At 45.0% G+C, this 17,820-nt stretch carries 13 protein-coding genes and 2 pseudogenes; 13 read left to right on the top strand and 2 right to left on the bottom strand.

What is annotated here, in order from left to right:
• The first annotated feature begins 161 nt into the window (after positions 1-161).
• From ELR70_RS17905 to ELR70_RS17890, 5 genes are all read left to right on the top strand, one after another.
• Entirely contained in the window at positions 162-380 is a 219-nt protein-coding gene (locus ELR70_RS17905; protein ID WP_054015765.1) for a hypothetical protein, read from the top strand.
• 172 nt (positions 381-552) lie between these two features.
• Positions 553-1,299 (top strand): transporter substrate-binding domain-containing protein, encoded by a 747-nt coding sequence (locus tag ELR70_RS17900; RefSeq protein ID WP_054015766.1) that lies wholly within the window; start codon positions 553-555, stop codon positions 1,297-1,299.
• A gap of 132 nt (positions 1,300-1,431) precedes the next feature.
• On the top strand, positions 1,432-2,382 hold the full coding sequence (locus tag ELR70_RS17895; RefSeq protein ID WP_054015767.1) for a helix-turn-helix domain-containing protein: 951 nt from the start codon (positions 1,432-1,434) through the stop codon (positions 2,380-2,382).
• Positions 2,379-2,792, top strand: coding sequence for a hypothetical protein (locus tag ELR70_RS25495; protein WP_241566320.1), 414 nt, complete (start codon positions 2,379-2,381; stop codon positions 2,790-2,792). Before ELR70_RS17895 ends, ELR70_RS25495 begins: the two co-directional genes overlap by 4 nt.
• A gap of 2 nt (positions 2,793-2,794) precedes the next feature.
• Positions 2,795-3,640, top strand: coding sequence for a S41 family peptidase (locus ELR70_RS17890; protein ID WP_241566319.1), 846 nt, complete (start codon positions 2,795-2,797; stop codon positions 3,638-3,640).
• Between the two features lie 85 nt (positions 3,641-3,725).
• Here the strand turns inward: ELR70_RS17890 and ELR70_RS17885 are convergent, their stop codons facing one another.
• Entirely contained in the window at positions 3,726-3,911 is a 186-nt protein-coding gene (locus tag ELR70_RS17885; RefSeq protein WP_128064659.1) for a hypothetical protein, read from the bottom strand.
• A gap of 383 nt (positions 3,912-4,294) precedes the next feature.
• On the opposite strand from ELR70_RS17885, the gene ELR70_RS17880 reads away from it, so the two are divergent.
• Positions 4,295-5,338 carry a type III polyketide synthase gene (locus ELR70_RS17880; protein ID WP_054015769.1) on the top strand — a complete coding sequence of 348 codons (1,044 nt, stop codon included), beginning with the start codon at positions 4,295-4,297 and terminating at the stop codon, positions 5,336-5,338.
• 146 nt (positions 5,339-5,484) lie between these two features.
• Positions 5,485-7,416, top strand: a complete 1,932-nt coding sequence (locus ELR70_RS17875) for a GGDEF domain-containing protein (protein WP_054015770.1) — start codon at positions 5,485-5,487, stop codon at positions 7,414-7,416.
• 100 nt (positions 7,417-7,516) lie between these two features.
• Here ELR70_RS17875 and ELR70_RS17870 read toward each other — a convergent pair whose 3' ends face one another.
• A complete protein-coding gene (locus ELR70_RS17870; RefSeq protein WP_054015771.1) occupies positions 7,517-8,353 on the bottom strand; it encodes a hypothetical protein in 837 nt (278 codons plus the stop codon).
• A 391-nt stretch (positions 8,354-8,744) separates the two neighbouring features.
• Here ELR70_RS17870 and ELR70_RS17865 point away from each other — a divergent pair, with 391 nt between their 5' ends.
• The 6 genes and pseudogenes from ELR70_RS17865 (at position 8,745) to ELR70_RS17835 (ending at position 17,817) form a co-directional block, all read left to right on the top strand.
• The gene (locus ELR70_RS17865; RefSeq protein WP_054015772.1) at positions 8,745-9,644 is read left to right on the top strand and encodes a sulfite exporter TauE/SafE family protein; all 900 of its coding nucleotides are present in this window, start codon (positions 8,745-8,747) and stop codon (positions 9,642-9,644) included.
• Between the two features lie 462 nt (positions 9,645-10,106).
• Positions 10,107-10,382, top strand: a pseudogene (locus ELR70_RS25735) (hypothetical protein); the annotation flags it as partial.
• 490 nt (positions 10,383-10,872) lie between these two features.
• Positions 10,873-11,592 (top strand): annotated as a pseudogene (locus ELR70_RS17855) (IS5 family transposase).
• A gap of 280 nt (positions 11,593-11,872) precedes the next feature.
• Entirely contained in the window at positions 11,873-14,326 is a 2,454-nt protein-coding gene (locus tag ELR70_RS17850) for a DEAD/DEAH box helicase family protein (protein ID WP_054015775.1), read from the top strand.
• 90 nt (positions 14,327-14,416) lie between these two features.
• On the top strand, positions 14,417-16,117 hold the full coding sequence (locus ELR70_RS17845) for an N-6 DNA methylase (protein WP_082353212.1): 1,701 nt from the start codon (positions 14,417-14,419) through the stop codon (positions 16,115-16,117).
• On the top strand, positions 16,117-17,817 hold the full coding sequence (locus ELR70_RS17835; protein ID WP_054015776.1) for a restriction endonuclease subunit S: 1,701 nt from the start codon (positions 16,117-16,119) through the stop codon (positions 17,815-17,817). The genes ELR70_RS17845 and ELR70_RS17835 overlap by 1 nt, the downstream gene beginning before the upstream one ends.
• Positions 17,818-17,820: the final 3 nt, after the last annotated feature.

Here is a 17,820-nt window from a genome sequence, read left to right as displayed (position 1 = left end):
ACAAAGCTGTGGGGCACGAAGCGGCAACCTCCGGTTGCCGCTTTTTTTATTACCACGGCGCTTGGTATATTCGTGCGGATCTGCCACAGTTACAGTAACCATAGGGAGTTTACTATGAGTGGCATAACGTACAGAACAACAGGCAATAATACGGAGTGAGCATGTCGGGAGATATCGTCAAAATTCAGGCTGAACACTGGTCAGCAACTCAGCTTAAGTTAAAAGCACTCAGTGAAAAAATGGCCGCACTGGAACCTTTAATTCTGGAAGCTGCTGAGCAGCTCAACCCAGATAGCAGCAGTTATGATGCGGGTCAACGTCAGGCACTGGCACAACGTCTGAAAGAGGCGCTGTCTAAAGACGGTGAAGCAGTATCATAATTAAAATTACCCGTGTGGAATTCATCTAAGCGTTGCCCATACGGGGGCGTTTATGTTTGAAGCGGATCTGGTACTGCCCGATTGCACAAGAGCATATCTTTCCCTGAATTGTCATTGCAGCTCGTGAAAACGGCTCTAGAATAATAAACATAGAAGGAAGTTGGTAGGTGATATGAATATATCGCGATGTCTTGTTATCTGTAGCATCCTGATATCCGGGCTGACTTTGAGTAAAGCCGCGGTGGCGGATAAGCTCGATGTTTCAGTCGGTTGGACCAAACCTCCTTACGTTATAGAGCAGGGAGATACCGGCTTTGAACTGGATATGGTGAAAGCGATTTTTGCTGCGCTGGGCCATGACCTGCAGTTTGTTTACGTGCCGTTTGGTCGCTCGAATTCTCTGTTGAAAACCTCAAAAGTGGATGTTGCACTGACCATGAACCGGCGCATGGATTTAGCGGGAGCGGTCCTGTCTGAACCCTATATTACCTATCATAACACCGCAATTAGCTTAAAAAGTCGTAACGTAAAGCTGCACAGTATCAGTGCACTTGAGAATTACGCTGTGATTGGATTTCAAAATGCATCGCTGGTCCTGGGGATGGAATATCAGCTCGCAACCGCCAATAGCCCCTTGTATATAGAGCTGCCCGACCAGCAAAAACAGGTTGAGCTGCTGCTGCAGGGCAAAGTCGATGTAGTCGTTATGGATATTAATATATTTAACTATCTGAGCAAGGCTATCCTTGGTCGTGACCAGATGGTCAACGTATCGGTGCATCATTTATTTCCCGCGTCACCTTATCGAATTGCATTCAGAGATCCTGAGCTTAAAGAGGCCTTTAACCTCAAGATGGTGCAGTTTAAAAACAGCCCCGCCTATCAAAAGTTACTGAGCCGATATCAGTTCCTGCAATAAGCCTTTTCACTTTTCTGTCTGGCCGCAACCCGTTGTTGCAACTGACGCTCAGTTATGGTGTCTGATTTTGTCGATTTTGTGTCTTAAGTGACACTGCTTGTTCGGTTATGATGGACATCTAAGGAGTAAGGTATGACCAGAAAACAAGTATATTTTATCGCGGATGGGTTTCAGGCCCTGGACTTATTTGGGCCGTTGGATACCTTTATGGAAGCCAACGCCTGCGTGCCAAATGCCTATGCGAGCAAGCTGTTGAGCATAGTGTCCGGCCCGGTCAGGACGGCTTATGGTCAACAGGTTCATGCCGATTTTGGGCTGGACGATAATATTGACCTGGATGATTTGATCATTTGTGGTGGCAGTGGCATGCGGACGTTAACGCTTAGCGCCCAACAACTTGCTGCTCTATCGGCGCTGGCAGGCAAAGCTGAACGGGTATTCAGTATTTGTACCGGCGCGTTTGTGTTGGCCCAGCTTTTTCCTGACAAGGCATTGACCCTGACGACGCACTGGCGCTATTGCGAAAATCTGGCCCGGCAACATCCACATTGCACCGTTTCTGCGGATCCTCTGTATATACAGGACCAGCATGTCTGGTCGTCGGCTGGGGTGCTGTCGGGTGTTGATCTGGCACTGGCTATTGTGAGAGAGGATCATGGCAACAGTATTGCTGCACAAGTGGCGAAAGATCTGGTGGTCTACCTGCAACGCTCAGGAAACCAGCATCAGTATTCAGATGCCCTGGCATTGCAATCTGGCGACAGTTTGAAGCTTTCTCCGCTGATGGATTGGTTGAGCACCCAGCTTAATCAGTCGGTCACGGTATCCAGGATGGCTGAGTTTTGTAATCTCAGCGAGCGGCAACTGACACGATTGTTTAAGCAGCATCTGAATTGTACACCCAGTCACTACTTTAAGACCCTGAAACTGAATCATGCACGCGACCTGCTCTGTGAAGAAAATATCAGTCTGCAACATGTCTCGGGCAAGCTTGGTTTTAACAGCTATGACAGTTTCAGGCGTGCATTTATAAGACAGTTTGGGGTATCCCCGTCACACTATACAAAAGGAATTAACCGATGAAACACGCTCTGATGGCGCTGATATTTGGCAGCTTTACATTTGGTGGTGCCGCTTCACCGCTTACCCAGGCAGAGCAACAAGCCTGGCTGGAAGACATTGACTTTTATGTCCAGCAGGTGAAAACGCAACACATTCAGCCATTTCATACACTGGCAGAAGCAGACTTTTACCTAAGGGTTGAGCGCCTCAAAACACAACTGCCGGTGCTCACAGAAGCGCAGGTCGAAACCCGGCTAATGACGATAAGCCGGGCAATAAGCGACGGACACAGCAATTACTTTATGATGTCGGGGCCACACCAGCACTTTCCATTTAGGTATAAGTTTTTTGGCGATACCTTACGTGTTATCGACACCACGCCAAAATATCGCAACTTGCTGGGGCTCAGCTTAGCTCTATCAACGGGGTGAGTGTGGCTGAGCTGTACGCTCAGTTGTCGGCTACTTTGCCTGGCGTAGACAATCAGTACAGTGAAAAAACCAGCTTTGAGTATTACCTGTCTTTACATAAATTATTGCTTGGGCTTGAGATAGTGGCAGAGGGCCAGTCAGCGCTGTTCAAATTTGGTACAGGGAAAGAGGAGGTCAGTGTACAGGTTTCGCCCGTTAGTATGAGTGAATTTGGTAAACTCAGCTCTGCTTATTCACGCACAGAGCCCGAGCTAACCGCGCAGAGTATTGGCATGCCAGGGATCACATTGAGCCTGTTGAGGCAGCATAAGGCCGCTTACTTTGCCTTTACGTCTTATCCCAAACTAGAGCAGATAATAGCGCATTGTGAGGACTTGCAGGCGACACTCAGGACGGCGGATTCGCGCGTTATAATTATTGATTTCAGAGGCAACGGTGGCGGTAATTTCTACTCGGGCCTGGCGTTGTCAGCATGTTTGCAATCTCTGGATCAGATTGACTGGATGCAGGGAGTCTATGTTTTATCAGATGGAGAAACCTTTTCTGCTGCCATGACCAATACCGTGCAGTTCAGACAAATCCTCAATGCCACAGTGGTCGGCACCCCAACCGGAGGAGACCCAAATCAGTTTTCAGAAAATAGCGTGTTCTCGCTGCCAAACTCGGGGCGTCGGTTCAGCTTGTCGAAACGGTACTATCCATTTTCAGACGTACAAAGTGATGCCGTGTATCCGGACATACATATAGCACCGAGCTGGGAGGATTACCGCACAGGAAAGGATACCGTGTTGACGTATCTTCTATCACAACTAAACGCACACACTCAGTTGCCTGCATTGATTGAATAGAAACTGCGATTATGCAAGGCATGGGATCCGTGTCCCAGTGCCTTGTATTCACAACACGCCCAACAGGCAGTGCTGAAGCAAACGTTTATAATGGGAAGTTACATTCCAACGTAAAGCAATCCGTTGTTATACACATATCCAGTGCAGAGCAGTGATGGTTTGTTAGTCCGGGAAAAGCACCTCCTGCAACCTGGTGTGTTACATGGTGTGGCATTTGATTTGCCGTGTGCGTCAGGTTTTTAACCGCTTTCTTTTTGAAGTTAAGTTTCATAATTATTCCTTTAAGTTACGTGCTCACCCAATTGAGCACAGCAATAAATTACCTTAATTAGGTAAATGTGCAACAGAAAAATGCAATTGTGGCAGAGCACCGCCTGTTACAGATGTGGCGACCTCCTGAAAATGCTCTATGGCCTTGAACGCTGGTGTTTAATGGCATTCCTCATTGTTTCTCTTCAGGTACTTTATGTCTCAATTTTGTTGTTTTTTAGATCTTTAATTTAACGTTTTTGCTGATTTTTATTTTAATAAATTGATTTTTAAAGCCAAAGATATTTTCTTCAAGAACCCCTGTTGTTAATTTTATTTTTTATTTTTGTGAAATTTATTTTTGTGGGTCGGGTCTTTTTGTATGAATTCAAAAGGAGATACAACATGACCACATTATGCAAACCCGCGACTTTCTACCCAGAGCACCTAGTCAATGCTGATGACATCATGACCGTCATTGAAGTTTGTCACCCTGATAGCCCTTACAAGCAGCGGGCTTTTGAAATGATCCAAAATACAGAGGTCAAGAACCGACACCTGATCCTGCCGCTCACAGAAGTCGTGAAGCTCGGGGACTTTGGCGCGCGTGCCGCTCGCTACAAAGAAGCAGCCATTGATATGGCCCAAACCGTCGCATTAGAAGCGATGGAAAATGCCCGGGTGCAGCCGGAAGACGTCGATATGGTGATAACTACGTCTTGTACTGGTTTTATGATGCCCTCATTGACTGCGCATTTGATCAATCGACTGGGTTTACCTAATGAAACCAAGCAAATCCCGATTGCGCAGCTAGGCTGTGTGGCGGGGGCCTCGGCGATTGGTCGGGCATTTGAATACTGCCAGACCCGCAGAAACAGTAATGTGCTGATCGTCTGTGTTGAAACCTCCTCATTGTGTTTTCATCGAGAAGCCAACCGTTTACAGGACTTTATTAGTGATGCGCTGTTTGCCGATGGCGCTGCCGCTGTGGTCATGCGTGGTGACAGCCAGGTATCTGGCCTCAAGCTGACCAATAATCAAAGTGTTACCATCAAAGATACACTGCCTTACATCGAATACGATATTACCCATCAGGGCTTTAAGTTTTCTCTGGATAAGCAGGTCATGCACTCCATTCCCCATGTTGCACCTTATCTGCAATCATTTTGCAGACGCAGCCTGTCGCGCGATGCCAACCAGGTTGATAGTGCGATTTTTCACACCGGTGGAAAACGTATTCTTGATGAGCTGGTGCGGTGTTTGTCGCTTGAGCCAGATATGGTGGCCCGCTCCCGGGCTTGCCTGGCTGAAACAGGTAACACCTCCAGCGTAGCAGTCATTGATGTTTTAAAGCGGACTTTTGACTCTGCAAGACACGGCGATACCAGCCTGCTTGCTGCATTTGGGCCCGGATTTACCTCGGAGATGAGCGTTGGGGTGTGGCACTGAGTGAAGCTCAAGGTAAAAAGCCAAAACCGCCTGTTTAATAAGCAATGTGGGTTGGTTTTGGCCATCAGCTAACAGACAGCGCGGTTTCATGGCTAGTCAGTCACTTTATTGTATACTTTAGCAATTATCCCTGAGTGACCTGGGTCATGTATAAAAAAGCCTTTCTCGCGCTGAGTTTATTTTTTGTCTCTATGCTGATAGTTGCAACACTGGATACCTTTTGGTTGCACGGTGCCAATGCGCAGCGGCCAGCTCACATACCCCCGGTATTACCACCCGAGGAACAATTAAAGCAGCAGGACCCATTGCACCCGCTGCTTGACATTTATGGCTTGGCTGCTCACTCACCGCAGGCTGCGTTAAAGCAACTGGCGCAGTGGCAACAAGAGAACTCAGGTTTAAAGCCAATCGAAACGGTGTATGTACTGTGGGTTCGCAGGCGCGCAGCGAGCGACGATAGCGAACGTGCTGCCTTGGACCAGCAGCTTTCTGAGCTGGCACAAAAACATCAGCTCTTCTGGCTGCAAGCCTGGGTTGCACAGGCTCGGGCAAAAGTAGCGCTAAGGCTAGGTGATCTCGACACGGCGCGTACAGCGATTGTCGAAGGGGTGACGCTCGCGCAAAAGCACGGTGTGGGGTTTCTTTTAACAGAGCTTTACAATACGGCGGGTGTGGTTCTTAACGCAACCAATGAACTGGTTAAAGCGCAGCAGTATTTTCTCAAAGGGATTAAACAGGTCGACGCATGGCCTGATAACCGGCTGCATGGCCTTTTACATAATAACCTTGGGCTCTTGTATGTACACCTGGAGCAATGGCACAACGCGTTAAAGTATCTGAGTCAGGCAGAAGCGCTCTATGGAAGTTATGCCGGCGCCACCCCTGAATACATGTCGATGATCTTGTTTAATCAGTCTTTTGCTCACAACCGTGCCGGCCAAGCCAGCCAGTCCAGAGAGAAATTTGAGCAGGCGTTGAGTTACCTGAACGAGAATTCCGGCGATTTCTATCGGGTTGTTGCACTCAAAAATGAGGCCCGACTACTTAACCTGGAGAAAGATCTGGATGGAGCTACGGAAAAAGCCACCCGCTGCACCAGTATGACCAGTACTGAGCAATACCCGATGCAGCATGGGATCTGCCTACTGGAGCTGGGCTTGGCACATTATGCTGGCGGGCGAATTGATGCTGCGCAATCGGCAACTCAGTCAGCGGTAGCGGTGTTTAGCCTGCTTAAACACACACGCTGGCTGCTCAAAAGTCGGCTTTTTCTGGCACAAGTACTGGAAAGTCAGGGCGAGGCCGCAGCGGCACTGGCACTGCTTAAAGAGGTGAGGGTAGAGGAAAAAGCCATGATCATGAATGAGCTGATTGCGCTGGATACAGCCCTGGAAGTGCAACAAATTGCTCAGGAGCGTGACCTGTTAAGCGCGCAAAGCCGGTTATCTAACCTTGAGCTTTTACTTGATAAACAACGCTTCAGATTACTGGTCTTGTGGTTAGTTCTGGCGCTCACCGGGGCTGGATGGCTGGCACTGAGGGCCAGAGCGGTAAGCAAAGATAACCGCCGCTTGTACGATTTGAGTTTTGTTGATCCCCTCACTAAAGCGGCCAATCGTCGTTTATATCAGCAGGAAATGGCAAAACCGAAAAGACTGAACACCGATACACTATACCGTCTGGTGGTGATTGATCTCGACCATTTTAAACAGATCAACGACAATTTTGGCCACGACAAAGGAGATGCGGTGCTAGCCGAATCCGCAACACGGCTACAAAAGTTTGTTGCCGATGATGAGTTATTTGTACGATGGGGCGGCGAGGAATTCCTGATGGTGGCTAAAGAACGTGATGACTTTCGGGCATTTACCCAAAATATGGTGAATGCACTGAGAGAGGCACCGTTTAAACTTGGGGACACCACGCTTCAGGTTACCGCCTCTTTTGGTGTCAGCCATGCGATGAAGGTACAGCAGCTGGGTACATCAGATGCAGCATTTAAATGTGCCGATCAATGTTTGTATCAGGCTAAACAAAATGGCCGGGATCAAGTTGTGATGCCTCAACAGAGTCGTTAGTAGGTTGCAGATGTCAGGCTAAGTCAAATGTTGCTATTTGACGGCCAGACGACTTGCTGACCACGCGGCTGGGGCCAGCAAGTTTTGTACTCTGTACTTTTTACTTAAACAGTTCCAGTTCACCTAAGCTCAGGTAATTGCCCAGATCATTTGAGACATCAAGGCGGTAGTACTGATAGTGTGCCTTTGAGTCCAGACAGTATTCAGACATAGCTGGGAAGTCGGGCTTGTCGCCTGACCCAATGGGTGTCCAAACCTGTTGATCGTTACTACCAAACAGTTTCCAGCTGGTGGTGATCCAGGTTGTGGTGTGATTGTAGCCCTGGGCAAGTGCGATTTTAGATACCGCCTCTGCCTGAGGCAAAGTCACATAAACTGACTCCTGATTTTCTTTGGAAAACCAGACGTGGTTATAGCTGTAGACCACGACACCATCATTCAGGTGATTAATGCTGCCATGGCTGGTAGTCGCGACCTCAAAAGCGCTGATATCAACTTTCTCATCTGCCAGCTGGCAGGCGCGGTTGGGCACCGTACCATCTCCTATGGTCAACTCGAAATCGCCGCTTTGTTCAGTGACATCGACCCAGTGTCCGTACCAGCCGTTGAAATCCAGTGACGGGGTGCCGTAGTAGGTGGCTTTTATTCCGTCGTTATTGATCACATCAAAAGTGATGTACTTAGTGCTGTCTGGTGCGTTGATCTGAGGTTGAGCACTGTGTACCTGGCTGCCCGAGATGATGCTGCCCTGACTGTCTGTGGCAATAAAATGCGTGCCACGAAACTCAGGTGTAAAGGTTGTCAGTTTATCCTGAGTCAGCAGGTTGTCTCTGAGGCTGTCCTGTTTGAGGATAAGTCCATCGCTTTGCGCTGTTGCAGAGCAGGCAACCAGTGCCAGCGCACTCAGTAAAAATTGGGGTTTTTTATTGGTAAACATCGTTATTCCTTAAGTTATCCTTGTTTCCAGTAACCCATTTTAAGGGACAAATGAGTAATTAAGAAGGCTTAAGGGTATAAAGTTTGTTTTATATCACAGTTGGCAGCATAGCCTTTTCAAAAAAACATTCAATACGAGATAAGCGAGGGCGCCATAAGACGCCTGTTGCATGAACGATTGAATAGAGTAAACACTACGTGCCAACCGCACCGGCTCAAACCGGGTTGTCATGGCCGCGCGCAATCACGTTTGTTGGCATTAAACCTTTGTGCAAAGGGCTGGCCAGTGGTTTCACACCATTATCTAATCAGGATATTTTGGTTTTCGGTAAACGTGATTGTTCCAATCTGGCAGACATCAAGGATACAATGTGGCCGCTTAAGGAGAAAGTATGCTGCAAAACACCATCCGTCAGAAAATATCAAAACGCTCTGTACCACTACTGGTCTACCCCTGCTTGCTTTTTTGCTGGCTGTTAAGCCTTGGCCCGGATCTGGCTGTGAGCAACTTCTATCAGCAGATACAGATAGCGCTGACCATGGTGTTTGGTTCATTTATTGCCGGCGGTACGGCGCTTGGTGGCGGGGCTGTGGCCTTTCCCGTCATGACCAAAGTGCTGTCTGTTGAGCCGTCTACTGCGAAGGTGTTTTCGTTGGGTATTCAGTCCTTTGGCATGGTTGCCGCGACACTGACTATCTTGTTCTTTAAGATCCGTTTTTATCATCGGGTTGTATATTCGGCGCTGCTGGGGGCGATCCCAGGCGTAATTGTTAGCCTGACGTTATTGGGCGACCTGCTGCCAAGGTTGGCAATCAAATCCTTATTCAGCGTACTGCTGATTTTGTTTGCGGTGACCCTGATAAAGCAGCTCAGAGTTGGCATTCAGTCTCATTTGACAGAGAGTTCGACCGATTATCAGTATATCCCTTTGGTTGGATTTATAGGTGGGCTGGCAAGCGGCCTGGTGGGATCCGGAGCCGACATTTTTATTTTTGCCTACCTGGTTTTAATGCTGAAAAAAGACATCAAGGTTGCCACGGCAACCAGCGTGATCATTATGGCCATCACCTCTGTTGTGGGCACGATAACGAATATGCTGGTACTGGACACACTCACACCCGAGATCCAGCTGATGGTGCATGCAGCCATCCCCGTGGTGATCCTCGGTGCACCGCTGGGGGCACTGGTGTGTGCAAAACTACCTGAACGCGGCGTGGTTAATATGTTATTGCTGCTTATCGCACTGGAGACCGGCTTCACAGCGTATGAGTGTGTCAGACTGTATCTGTAGGCAGAAATAGCCTGGGTAGAGCTGACATACGAGTTTCGGACCACGAGAATGTACTGATAAAACTATCAGCTGTTGAGTGGCAGTAAGTACTAGTGTGAGAAGGAAGCGCACTGGCTTTTTTAAAAACCGTCTCCGATTATGGTTAACCAGACATCGAGAGTGGGGCAATATCAGGCAATGAAGCCTAACCCAGCGCCCATTACTTTTTATGAGACAGGACCGAATAGCGAAAAACGCTCAACGATGGTATTTTACGGCAATCTTGATAGTGGGCAGATATCAGATTCCATTAAGGGTGCAGCATTTATAGAAATCAGACGCAAAACTGATGGATCAGATACACAGCTATAGAAGTGCTAAAGACAGCACCTGGCTTCCACGTAAGCCGCCTATCGGGTTAACCGAATAACGCCGTGAAATATCAAACTAAGTGAATGGCTTTTATTTTTTCAAGGATTAAAAATGGATAACTCCAATTCCACCCATACGTTTACTATATCCAGGCAATATCTACTGCTTGCAGTATTGGCTGTATCTATTTTGGCATGCATATTCATCATTAGTTGGGCGCGTACACCTGAATACAGGCCATTGGTGCAGGATATGCGTGTGGTTGATGCCGTTAAAATAGTCGATATCCTTGAAATGCATGATATTTCCTACAGGGCAGAACTGTCTCAGCATATTTTATATGTCCAAAAGAGAGATGCCGATCAGGCGCGCCTGGCACTGGCCAGAGCTGGATTCGTGTTCGAATACCCTGAAAAAGATCGATTCACCGGATTACCAGAGGCATGCACCTTACTGGAAGATCAGGCTGGCGAGAAAAAAGTTAAACCTCTGTGGGAACAACCCTGGTTTATGCAGTCCCAGAGGTTGCTTATGGGTGCACTTGTAATGATAGTCTTTATACTGGCTGTTATACGACCAGCGTTGTCTGCTCTGATTTACCCTCAGGCCAAGAAGTAATCGTGCGGAATGAAAAATGGGGCCGATCAAAACCGTTGACAAAAAACATGCACTTTAGGTTTTCAAGCTCACTTGTTGCCTATTCACTGGTTGGTGTTATTTTTGGCTTGAGTAAACAGGGATTCGGGTAAAGTCTGCGTTGTTTCTTAAATCATTGAACTAATCCTGCCTTGTATGAGCAGATCTCAAACGCAGACACCGAGACTGAACGTTGAAAGAAAAGCGTATCACTAACTGGCGTGAATACAACAAAGCTCTTATGGCCAGAGGCAACATCCAGCTTTGGTTTTCCGAGGATGCAATTACTCAGTAGAACAACACGCAACATCACGGCGGCAAAGGGCGAGCTAATCATTTCTCCGAGCTGGCAGTTCGTTACAGACCAAATTCTTGTGCATCTGCAGGCATTGATATCGTGGTTGATAGCACCGGTTTGAAGGTATACGGAAACGGCGAGTGGCACGCAAGAAAACATGGTGTGAACCAACGCTGGACCTGGCGAAAGTTACATCTGGCCATTGATGCAAATACTCACCAAATCGTAGGTGCTGAGTTATCCACAATCTCCGTAGCTGATTCAGAAGTTCTAGGCGACTTACCCAGGCCATTGCGCAGGAAGGTCAGCTCGGTCAAAGCGGATGGCGCTTATGAGACCCGAGGCTGTTATGCCGAAGTGGCAGCCAAAAAGGCCGACGCAGTGATCCCACCAAGGTGTAATGCGCAGTTGTGGGAAGATGGACATGCTCGCAACAGCGCGGTTATTTTAACAAAGCATATAGGCAGCAGTGAGTGGAAAAAGTGTATGAACTACCATCAACGTTCACTGGCGGAAACGGCAATGTACCGGTATAAACAGCTAATGGGAGACAAGCTGGCCAGTCGAGGATTCAATCAGCAGCACACAGAAGCGATGATCAAAGTGAAAGCGCTTAATAGAATGGCTGGGCTAGGTATGCCTGAATATCAGGGAAACAGCTGAAATCTCGGTGTTACCTAACCTATCTGGATTTGATCAACAAGGCCTAACAAAACCTAAAACTACGTCAAGAGTAATATTTTAAACGCTATCTAATTGTTTTTTAAGTGACAAATTTTGGTCATTTTGTTAAGTTATTTGTAATAAGTTTAAGTTGAGCAATTTTCATAGTTATACGCAAAACTATGAAAAAACAGTTCGTAAGAAAAGAAAGCATCAGTCCCTTATTGTTATACGCCAAGCACTTTTACTCACGAATCAATGGATTTGAAAAGGTATTCATATGAGTCCAATAAACAAAAAAGCACTAAGCGAAACAGACATCATATCTAAATTCATTATGCCTGCGGTTAAAAAAGCAGGGTGGGATGATATGACGCAAATTCGCCAAGAAGTGAAACTTCGAGACGGTAAAGTCATAGTTCGTGGTATGGCTGCTGCACGTAAAACAGTTAAAAGTGCTGATATTGTTCTTTATCATAAGCCGTCTATCCCGCTCGCTGTCATTGAGGCGAAAGCCAATAAACACGAAATTGGCAAAGGGATGCAGCAAGGTTTAGATTATGCCAATTTATTAGATGTGCCATTTATATTTGCCAGTAATGGCGACGGCTTCGTATTCCACGATAAAACCAATCCTGCACAATTAGAGTCAGAAATAACATTAGAAGATTTCCCAACACCCGCACAGCTTTGGGATAAATACTGCACATACAAAGGTTACCAACCAGCTCAACTACCTATAATCACACAAGATTACTATGATGATGGTTCTGGAAAATCTCCGCGTTACTATCAGCTACAAGCAATAAACAAAACGGTTGAAGCTGTTTCATCAGGTCAAGATCGCATTTTATTGGTCATGGCAACAGGCACGGGTAAAACCTATACGGCTTTTCAAATTATCTGGCGCTTATGGAAAGCAAAAGCAAAAAAACGAATATTGTTTTTAGCCGATAGAAACGTATTAGTCGATCAAACTCGCACCAATGACTTCCAGCCTTTTGGTCAAGCGATGACTAAAATCACTGGCAGAAAGGTAGACCCTGCATATGAAGTTCATTTAGCACTATACCAAGCACTAACAGGCCCAGAAGAATGCCAAAAAGCATACAAGCAAGTTGACCCAGATTTCTTCGACCTCATCATCATCGATGAGTGTCACAGAGGGAGTGCATCAGAAGACAGCGCTTGGCGAGAAATACTCGAATACTTCAGCTCAGCGACCCAAGTTGGTCTAACGGCGACACCAAAAGAGACTGATGAAGTTTCTAATATCGATTACTTTGGCGAGCCTGTTTATCAATATTCATTAAAACAAGGTATTGAAGATGGGTTTTTAGCGCCATACAAAGTTGTTCGTGTTGATATAGATGTCGATCTACAAGGTTGGCGACCAACTAAGGGAATGGTTGATAAAAACGGCCATGTAATTGAAGACCGTATCTATAACCAAAAAGATTTTGATCGCACAATGGTAATAGATGAGCGCACGCAACTTGTTGCAGAAACCATCACCAATTACCTTAAGCGAACTGATCCCATGTCTAAAGCCATCGTGTTTTGTAACGACATAGATCATGCAGAGCGAATGCGCCGAGCGCTTGTGAACTGTAATCCAGAACAAGTGGCTAAAAACGATAAGTATGTGATGAAAATCACAGGTGATGATGCAGTTGGTAAAGCACAGCTAGACTATTTTATTAACCCTAAAAAGCCTTATCCTGTAATTGCTACAACTTCTGAGCTTATGACAACAGGTGTTGATGCCAAAACCTGTAAGTTAGTTGTACTTGATCAAAACATTCAGTCTATGACCAAGTTCAAGCAAATCATTGGGCGCGGTACTCGTATAGATGATAAATTTGGCAAGTTATGGTTTACAATCTTAGATTTTAAGAAAGCCACTGAACTATTTGCCGACGAGCGATTTGACGGTATACCAGAAAAAGTAATATCAACAAAGCCTGATGATATTAACGATCCTGAATCTGACTTTGATGATGTAATTGAAGATAATGACCCAATAATTGATGATGAGTTTGGTGAAATTAAACATCCAGATACCGATTACGATATATCTTCAGATGAAACTGAAGCCGGCTACCCATCTGGTGAAATCCACGGTGATGATTGGGGCGAAGAAGCACAAAAGGTAAATAAATACCACGTTAACGGCGTTTCAGTTAAAAAACTGGGTGAACGTGTTCAATACTATGATGAAGACGGCAAGCTTGTTACCGAATCTTTTAAAGATTACACCCGCAAAACCCTCACAAAAACCTTTAGCTCTCTTGATGAGTTTGTAAAACGCTGGGATGAAGCCGAGCGCAAGCAAGCGGTTATTGATGAACTTGCAGCTGAAGGCATAATTTGGGAAGTTTTAGAGCAAGAAGTGGGGAAAGAATTAGACCCATTTGATATGATTTGCCATGTTGTTTTTGACCAGCCGCCACTAACGCGAAAAGAACGCGCAAACAATGTTAAAAAGCGCAATTACTTCACCAAATATGGCGATCTAGCCCAAACCGTCCTTAATGAACTGTTAAATAAATACAGTGATGAAGGCGTTGCTGCCATTGAAAGTAAAGATGCCCTTAAAACAGGAAAAGTGGTGGAGCTTGGTCGCCCGTTAGAACTTGCGAAAAAAGGTTTCGGCGGAGCAAAGCAATATGAAGCGGCAATTACCGAATTAGAAAAAGCAATTTACGAAGCTATGCCTGAAAAACAAGCCTAACACTAAATATTAAAGTGTCGCCTTACAAAGGCTTCAAAGGAATTCAGTTAGCTAGTAGTACAAGAAGCTCAGAATTAGAGAATAAAATTAATGTCAGTTAGTACAGTTATAAAATCGATTCAAGACATCATGCGCAAAGATGCGGGTGTTGATGGTGACGCACAGCGTTTAGGTCAGTTATCCTGGTTACTCTTCTTAAAGATCTTCGACGCACAAGAAGAAGAGCTTGAATTTGAATTAGATGACTATCGCGAGCCAATTCCAGAGCAATACCTATGGCGTAACTGGGCGGCTGACTCCGAAGGGATCACAGGTGACGAGTTACTAGAGTTTATTAATGACGATTTATTCCCAACGTTAAAAAACTTAACAGCACCAATTGATAAAAATCCACGTGGTTTCGTTGTTAGAGAAGCATTCTCAGACGCATTTAACTACATGAAAAACGGTACGTTATTGCGTCAAGTGATCAACAAACTCAATGAAGTTGATTTCACTGACTCTAAAGAGCGCCATTTATTTGGTGATATCTACGAGCAAATCTTACGAGACTTACAAAGCGCAGGTAATGCAGGTGAATTCTATACCCCTCGTGCGGTAACACGCTTTATGGTAAATCGTATTGATCCTAAGTTAGGTGAGCAAGTGTTCGACCCAGCTTGTGGTACGGGTGGTTTCCTCGCTTGCTCGGTAGATCACGTAAAAAATAACTATGTGAAAACAGGTGCTGACCATAAAACGCTGCAAAGCCAAATTCACGGAGTTGAAAAGAAACAGCTACCGCATTTATTAGCCACAACCAATATGATGCTGCACGGAATTGAAGTACCTGTGCAAGTTAAGCATGACAACACTTTGAATAAACCACTATCCAGCTGGGACAGCGACTTCGACGTTATTGTGACCAACCCACCATTCGGTGGTACGGAAGAAGATGGTATCGAAAAGAACTTCCCTGCTGAAATGCAAACCCGTGAAACGGCAGACTTATTCTTACAGCTCATTGTAGAAGTGTTAAAAGATGGCGGCCGCGCAGCAGTAGTATTACCAGATGGCACATTATTTGGAGAAGGTGTTAAAACCAAAATCAAAAAGCTGTTAACCGAAGAATGTAATCTTCACACAATCTTAAGATTACCTAACGGCGTATTTAACCCGTATACGGGTATTAAAACTAACATCCTATTTTTCACCAAAGGCCAGCCAACAAAAGATATCTGGTTCTATGAACACCCATATCCAGAAGGCGTTAAAAATTACTCTAAAACTAAACCAATGAAGTTCGAAGAATTTGAAACTGAAATTCAGTGGTGGGGTGAAGAAAGCGATGGTTTTGCCAGCCGTGTTGAAAATGAACAAGCCTGGAAAGTCGATTTTGTCGCTAAGCGCAAAGCCGCGGAAGCAGATGCAAAACCGCATTGGGACAAAGCTGAAAACACCAAGGCAGAAGCTGAAAAGGTTAAAGCCGAAATCGATGCGCTGAAATCATCTGACTCAGCAATTGATGACAAAGCCAAGAAACTGCTTAAAGAAAAAGTAGATTCTCTAAAAGCGCAAAGAGAAGAGCTATTAAAACGTGCTAATGCCGAGCAATCACAAGGTGATGCTATTTTTAATGCCATTTTCAATTTTGACATTAAAAACCCGCATGTTGGTGAACAAGTAAGTCACGACCCTGATGAACTACTTGAGCAATATCAAACTCAGCAAAAAGGTATTCAAAAACTGCGTGACCAACTAAAAGACATTCTGGCGGATGCACTTTCATCAAATAATGAGGGTAAAGCTTAATGTCTGTAGAAAGCGTTATTACCGAAAACCTCGATATTTGGACATCGGCAATTAAAACCAAATCTGCATCAGGCAGAGGCAGCTCAAATAAGCTTGAACTTTATGGGATTAAAAAACTGAGAGAGTTGATCTTACAGCTAGCGGTTAGAGGGAAGCTTGTTCAGCAAGACTCAAATGACGAACCAGCTGAAAAGTTAATAGAGAAAATTGAGATTATTAAGCAAAAGCTCATTAAAGATAAAGTATTTAAGAAAATCAAAGCTAAACAGCCTGCTTCTGAAGAAAATTATCCCCATAAGCTTCCCAGAAGTTGGAAGTTTATGCCTCTTACAGAAGCTTATTATCCAATTTCTCCTGGCGGTAAAAAGTTAAAGAAAACCGAAATGTCAGAAGAAGGTCTGTATCCAGTCGTCGATCAAGGCCAAGAGTTTATTTCAGGCTATACAAATGATGAATCGGTACTAATTAAAATACCCAACGATGTTATTGTCTTTGGTGATCATACTCGAAATATAAAGTTGATTAATTTTGATTTCGTGGCTGGCGCTGATGGCACCAAAATTTTATGCCCAATCCTTATTGAACCAGACTTTTTTTATCTAAGTTTGTGTAGCTTTGATTTGGAAAGTCGCGGATATGGCCGTCATTTCAAAATTCTTAACGAGAATCTTTTAGCGTTACCTCCTTTGGCTGAGCAATCTCGGATAGTAACAAAAGTTAATGAGATGATGGCTCTTTGTGATCAACTTGAGTCTAAAACAGAATCTAGTATTGAAGCACATAAAACACTGGTTGAAACGTTATTAGCGACGCTTACCAACGCCAAAGACGCTGAGGAGCTAAACGAAAGTTGGCAGCGCATCAGCGAGCACTTCGACACTTTATTCACCACAGAAGACAGCATCGACCAACTAAAACAAACCATCCTGCAACTCGCGGTGATGGGTAAACTAGTAAAACAAGACCCCAATGACGAACCCGCGTCAGCATTGTTAGAACGAATAGCTCAAGAAAAAGAAAAGCTAATCAAAAATAAGAAAATTAAAAAGCAAAAAGCACTTCTACCAATATCAGAGGATGAAAAGCCTTTCGAGCTTCCAGTGGGATGGGAGTGGAGCCGTATTGGAAATGCATCATTGAGGACGGACTACGGCTTGTCTGATAAGTCTAGTGAAAATATTGATGGCGTGCCTGTATTGGCAATGGGACAGATTCAAGAAGGGAAAGTAATTTTGGATGTTCAGAAGGTGGTTCCGTCTGATGTTGAATCACTCCCTGAACTTTATTTGGAATCAAGAGATTTGCTCTATAACAGAACAAATAGTGCTGAACTAGTCGGTAAAACGGGGATATATGAAGGTGCTGACTCTGCGTACACATATGCATCATATTTAATTCGTATAAGAACCTTAAAAGACAATTTTTTGCCAGAATTCTTAAACTTGAATATGCAAACCCCAATATTTAGGAAAACTCAAATTGTCCCCCATCTTAAGCAACAATGCGGGCAAGCAAATGTAAATGGAACGATCATGAAAAGTATGCTTGTAGCTATTGCACCTGAAGCCGAAATGAAAAGAGTTAATTACAAGCTGAACCAGCTTTTAAGTTTATGTGACGAGTTAAAATTAAAGCTTCAAGCAGCAAAATCAACCCAAGCATTTTTAGCCGACTCTATTTCATTGTCATTAGTCAACTAGCCA

Source organism: Pseudoalteromonas sp. R3 (assembly GCF_004014715.1).
Lineage (GTDB): Bacteria > Pseudomonadota > Gammaproteobacteria > Enterobacterales > Alteromonadaceae > Pseudoalteromonas.
Note: the sequence above shows the minus strand (reverse complement) of the source record. Positions and strands in the feature narration are given on the sequence as shown.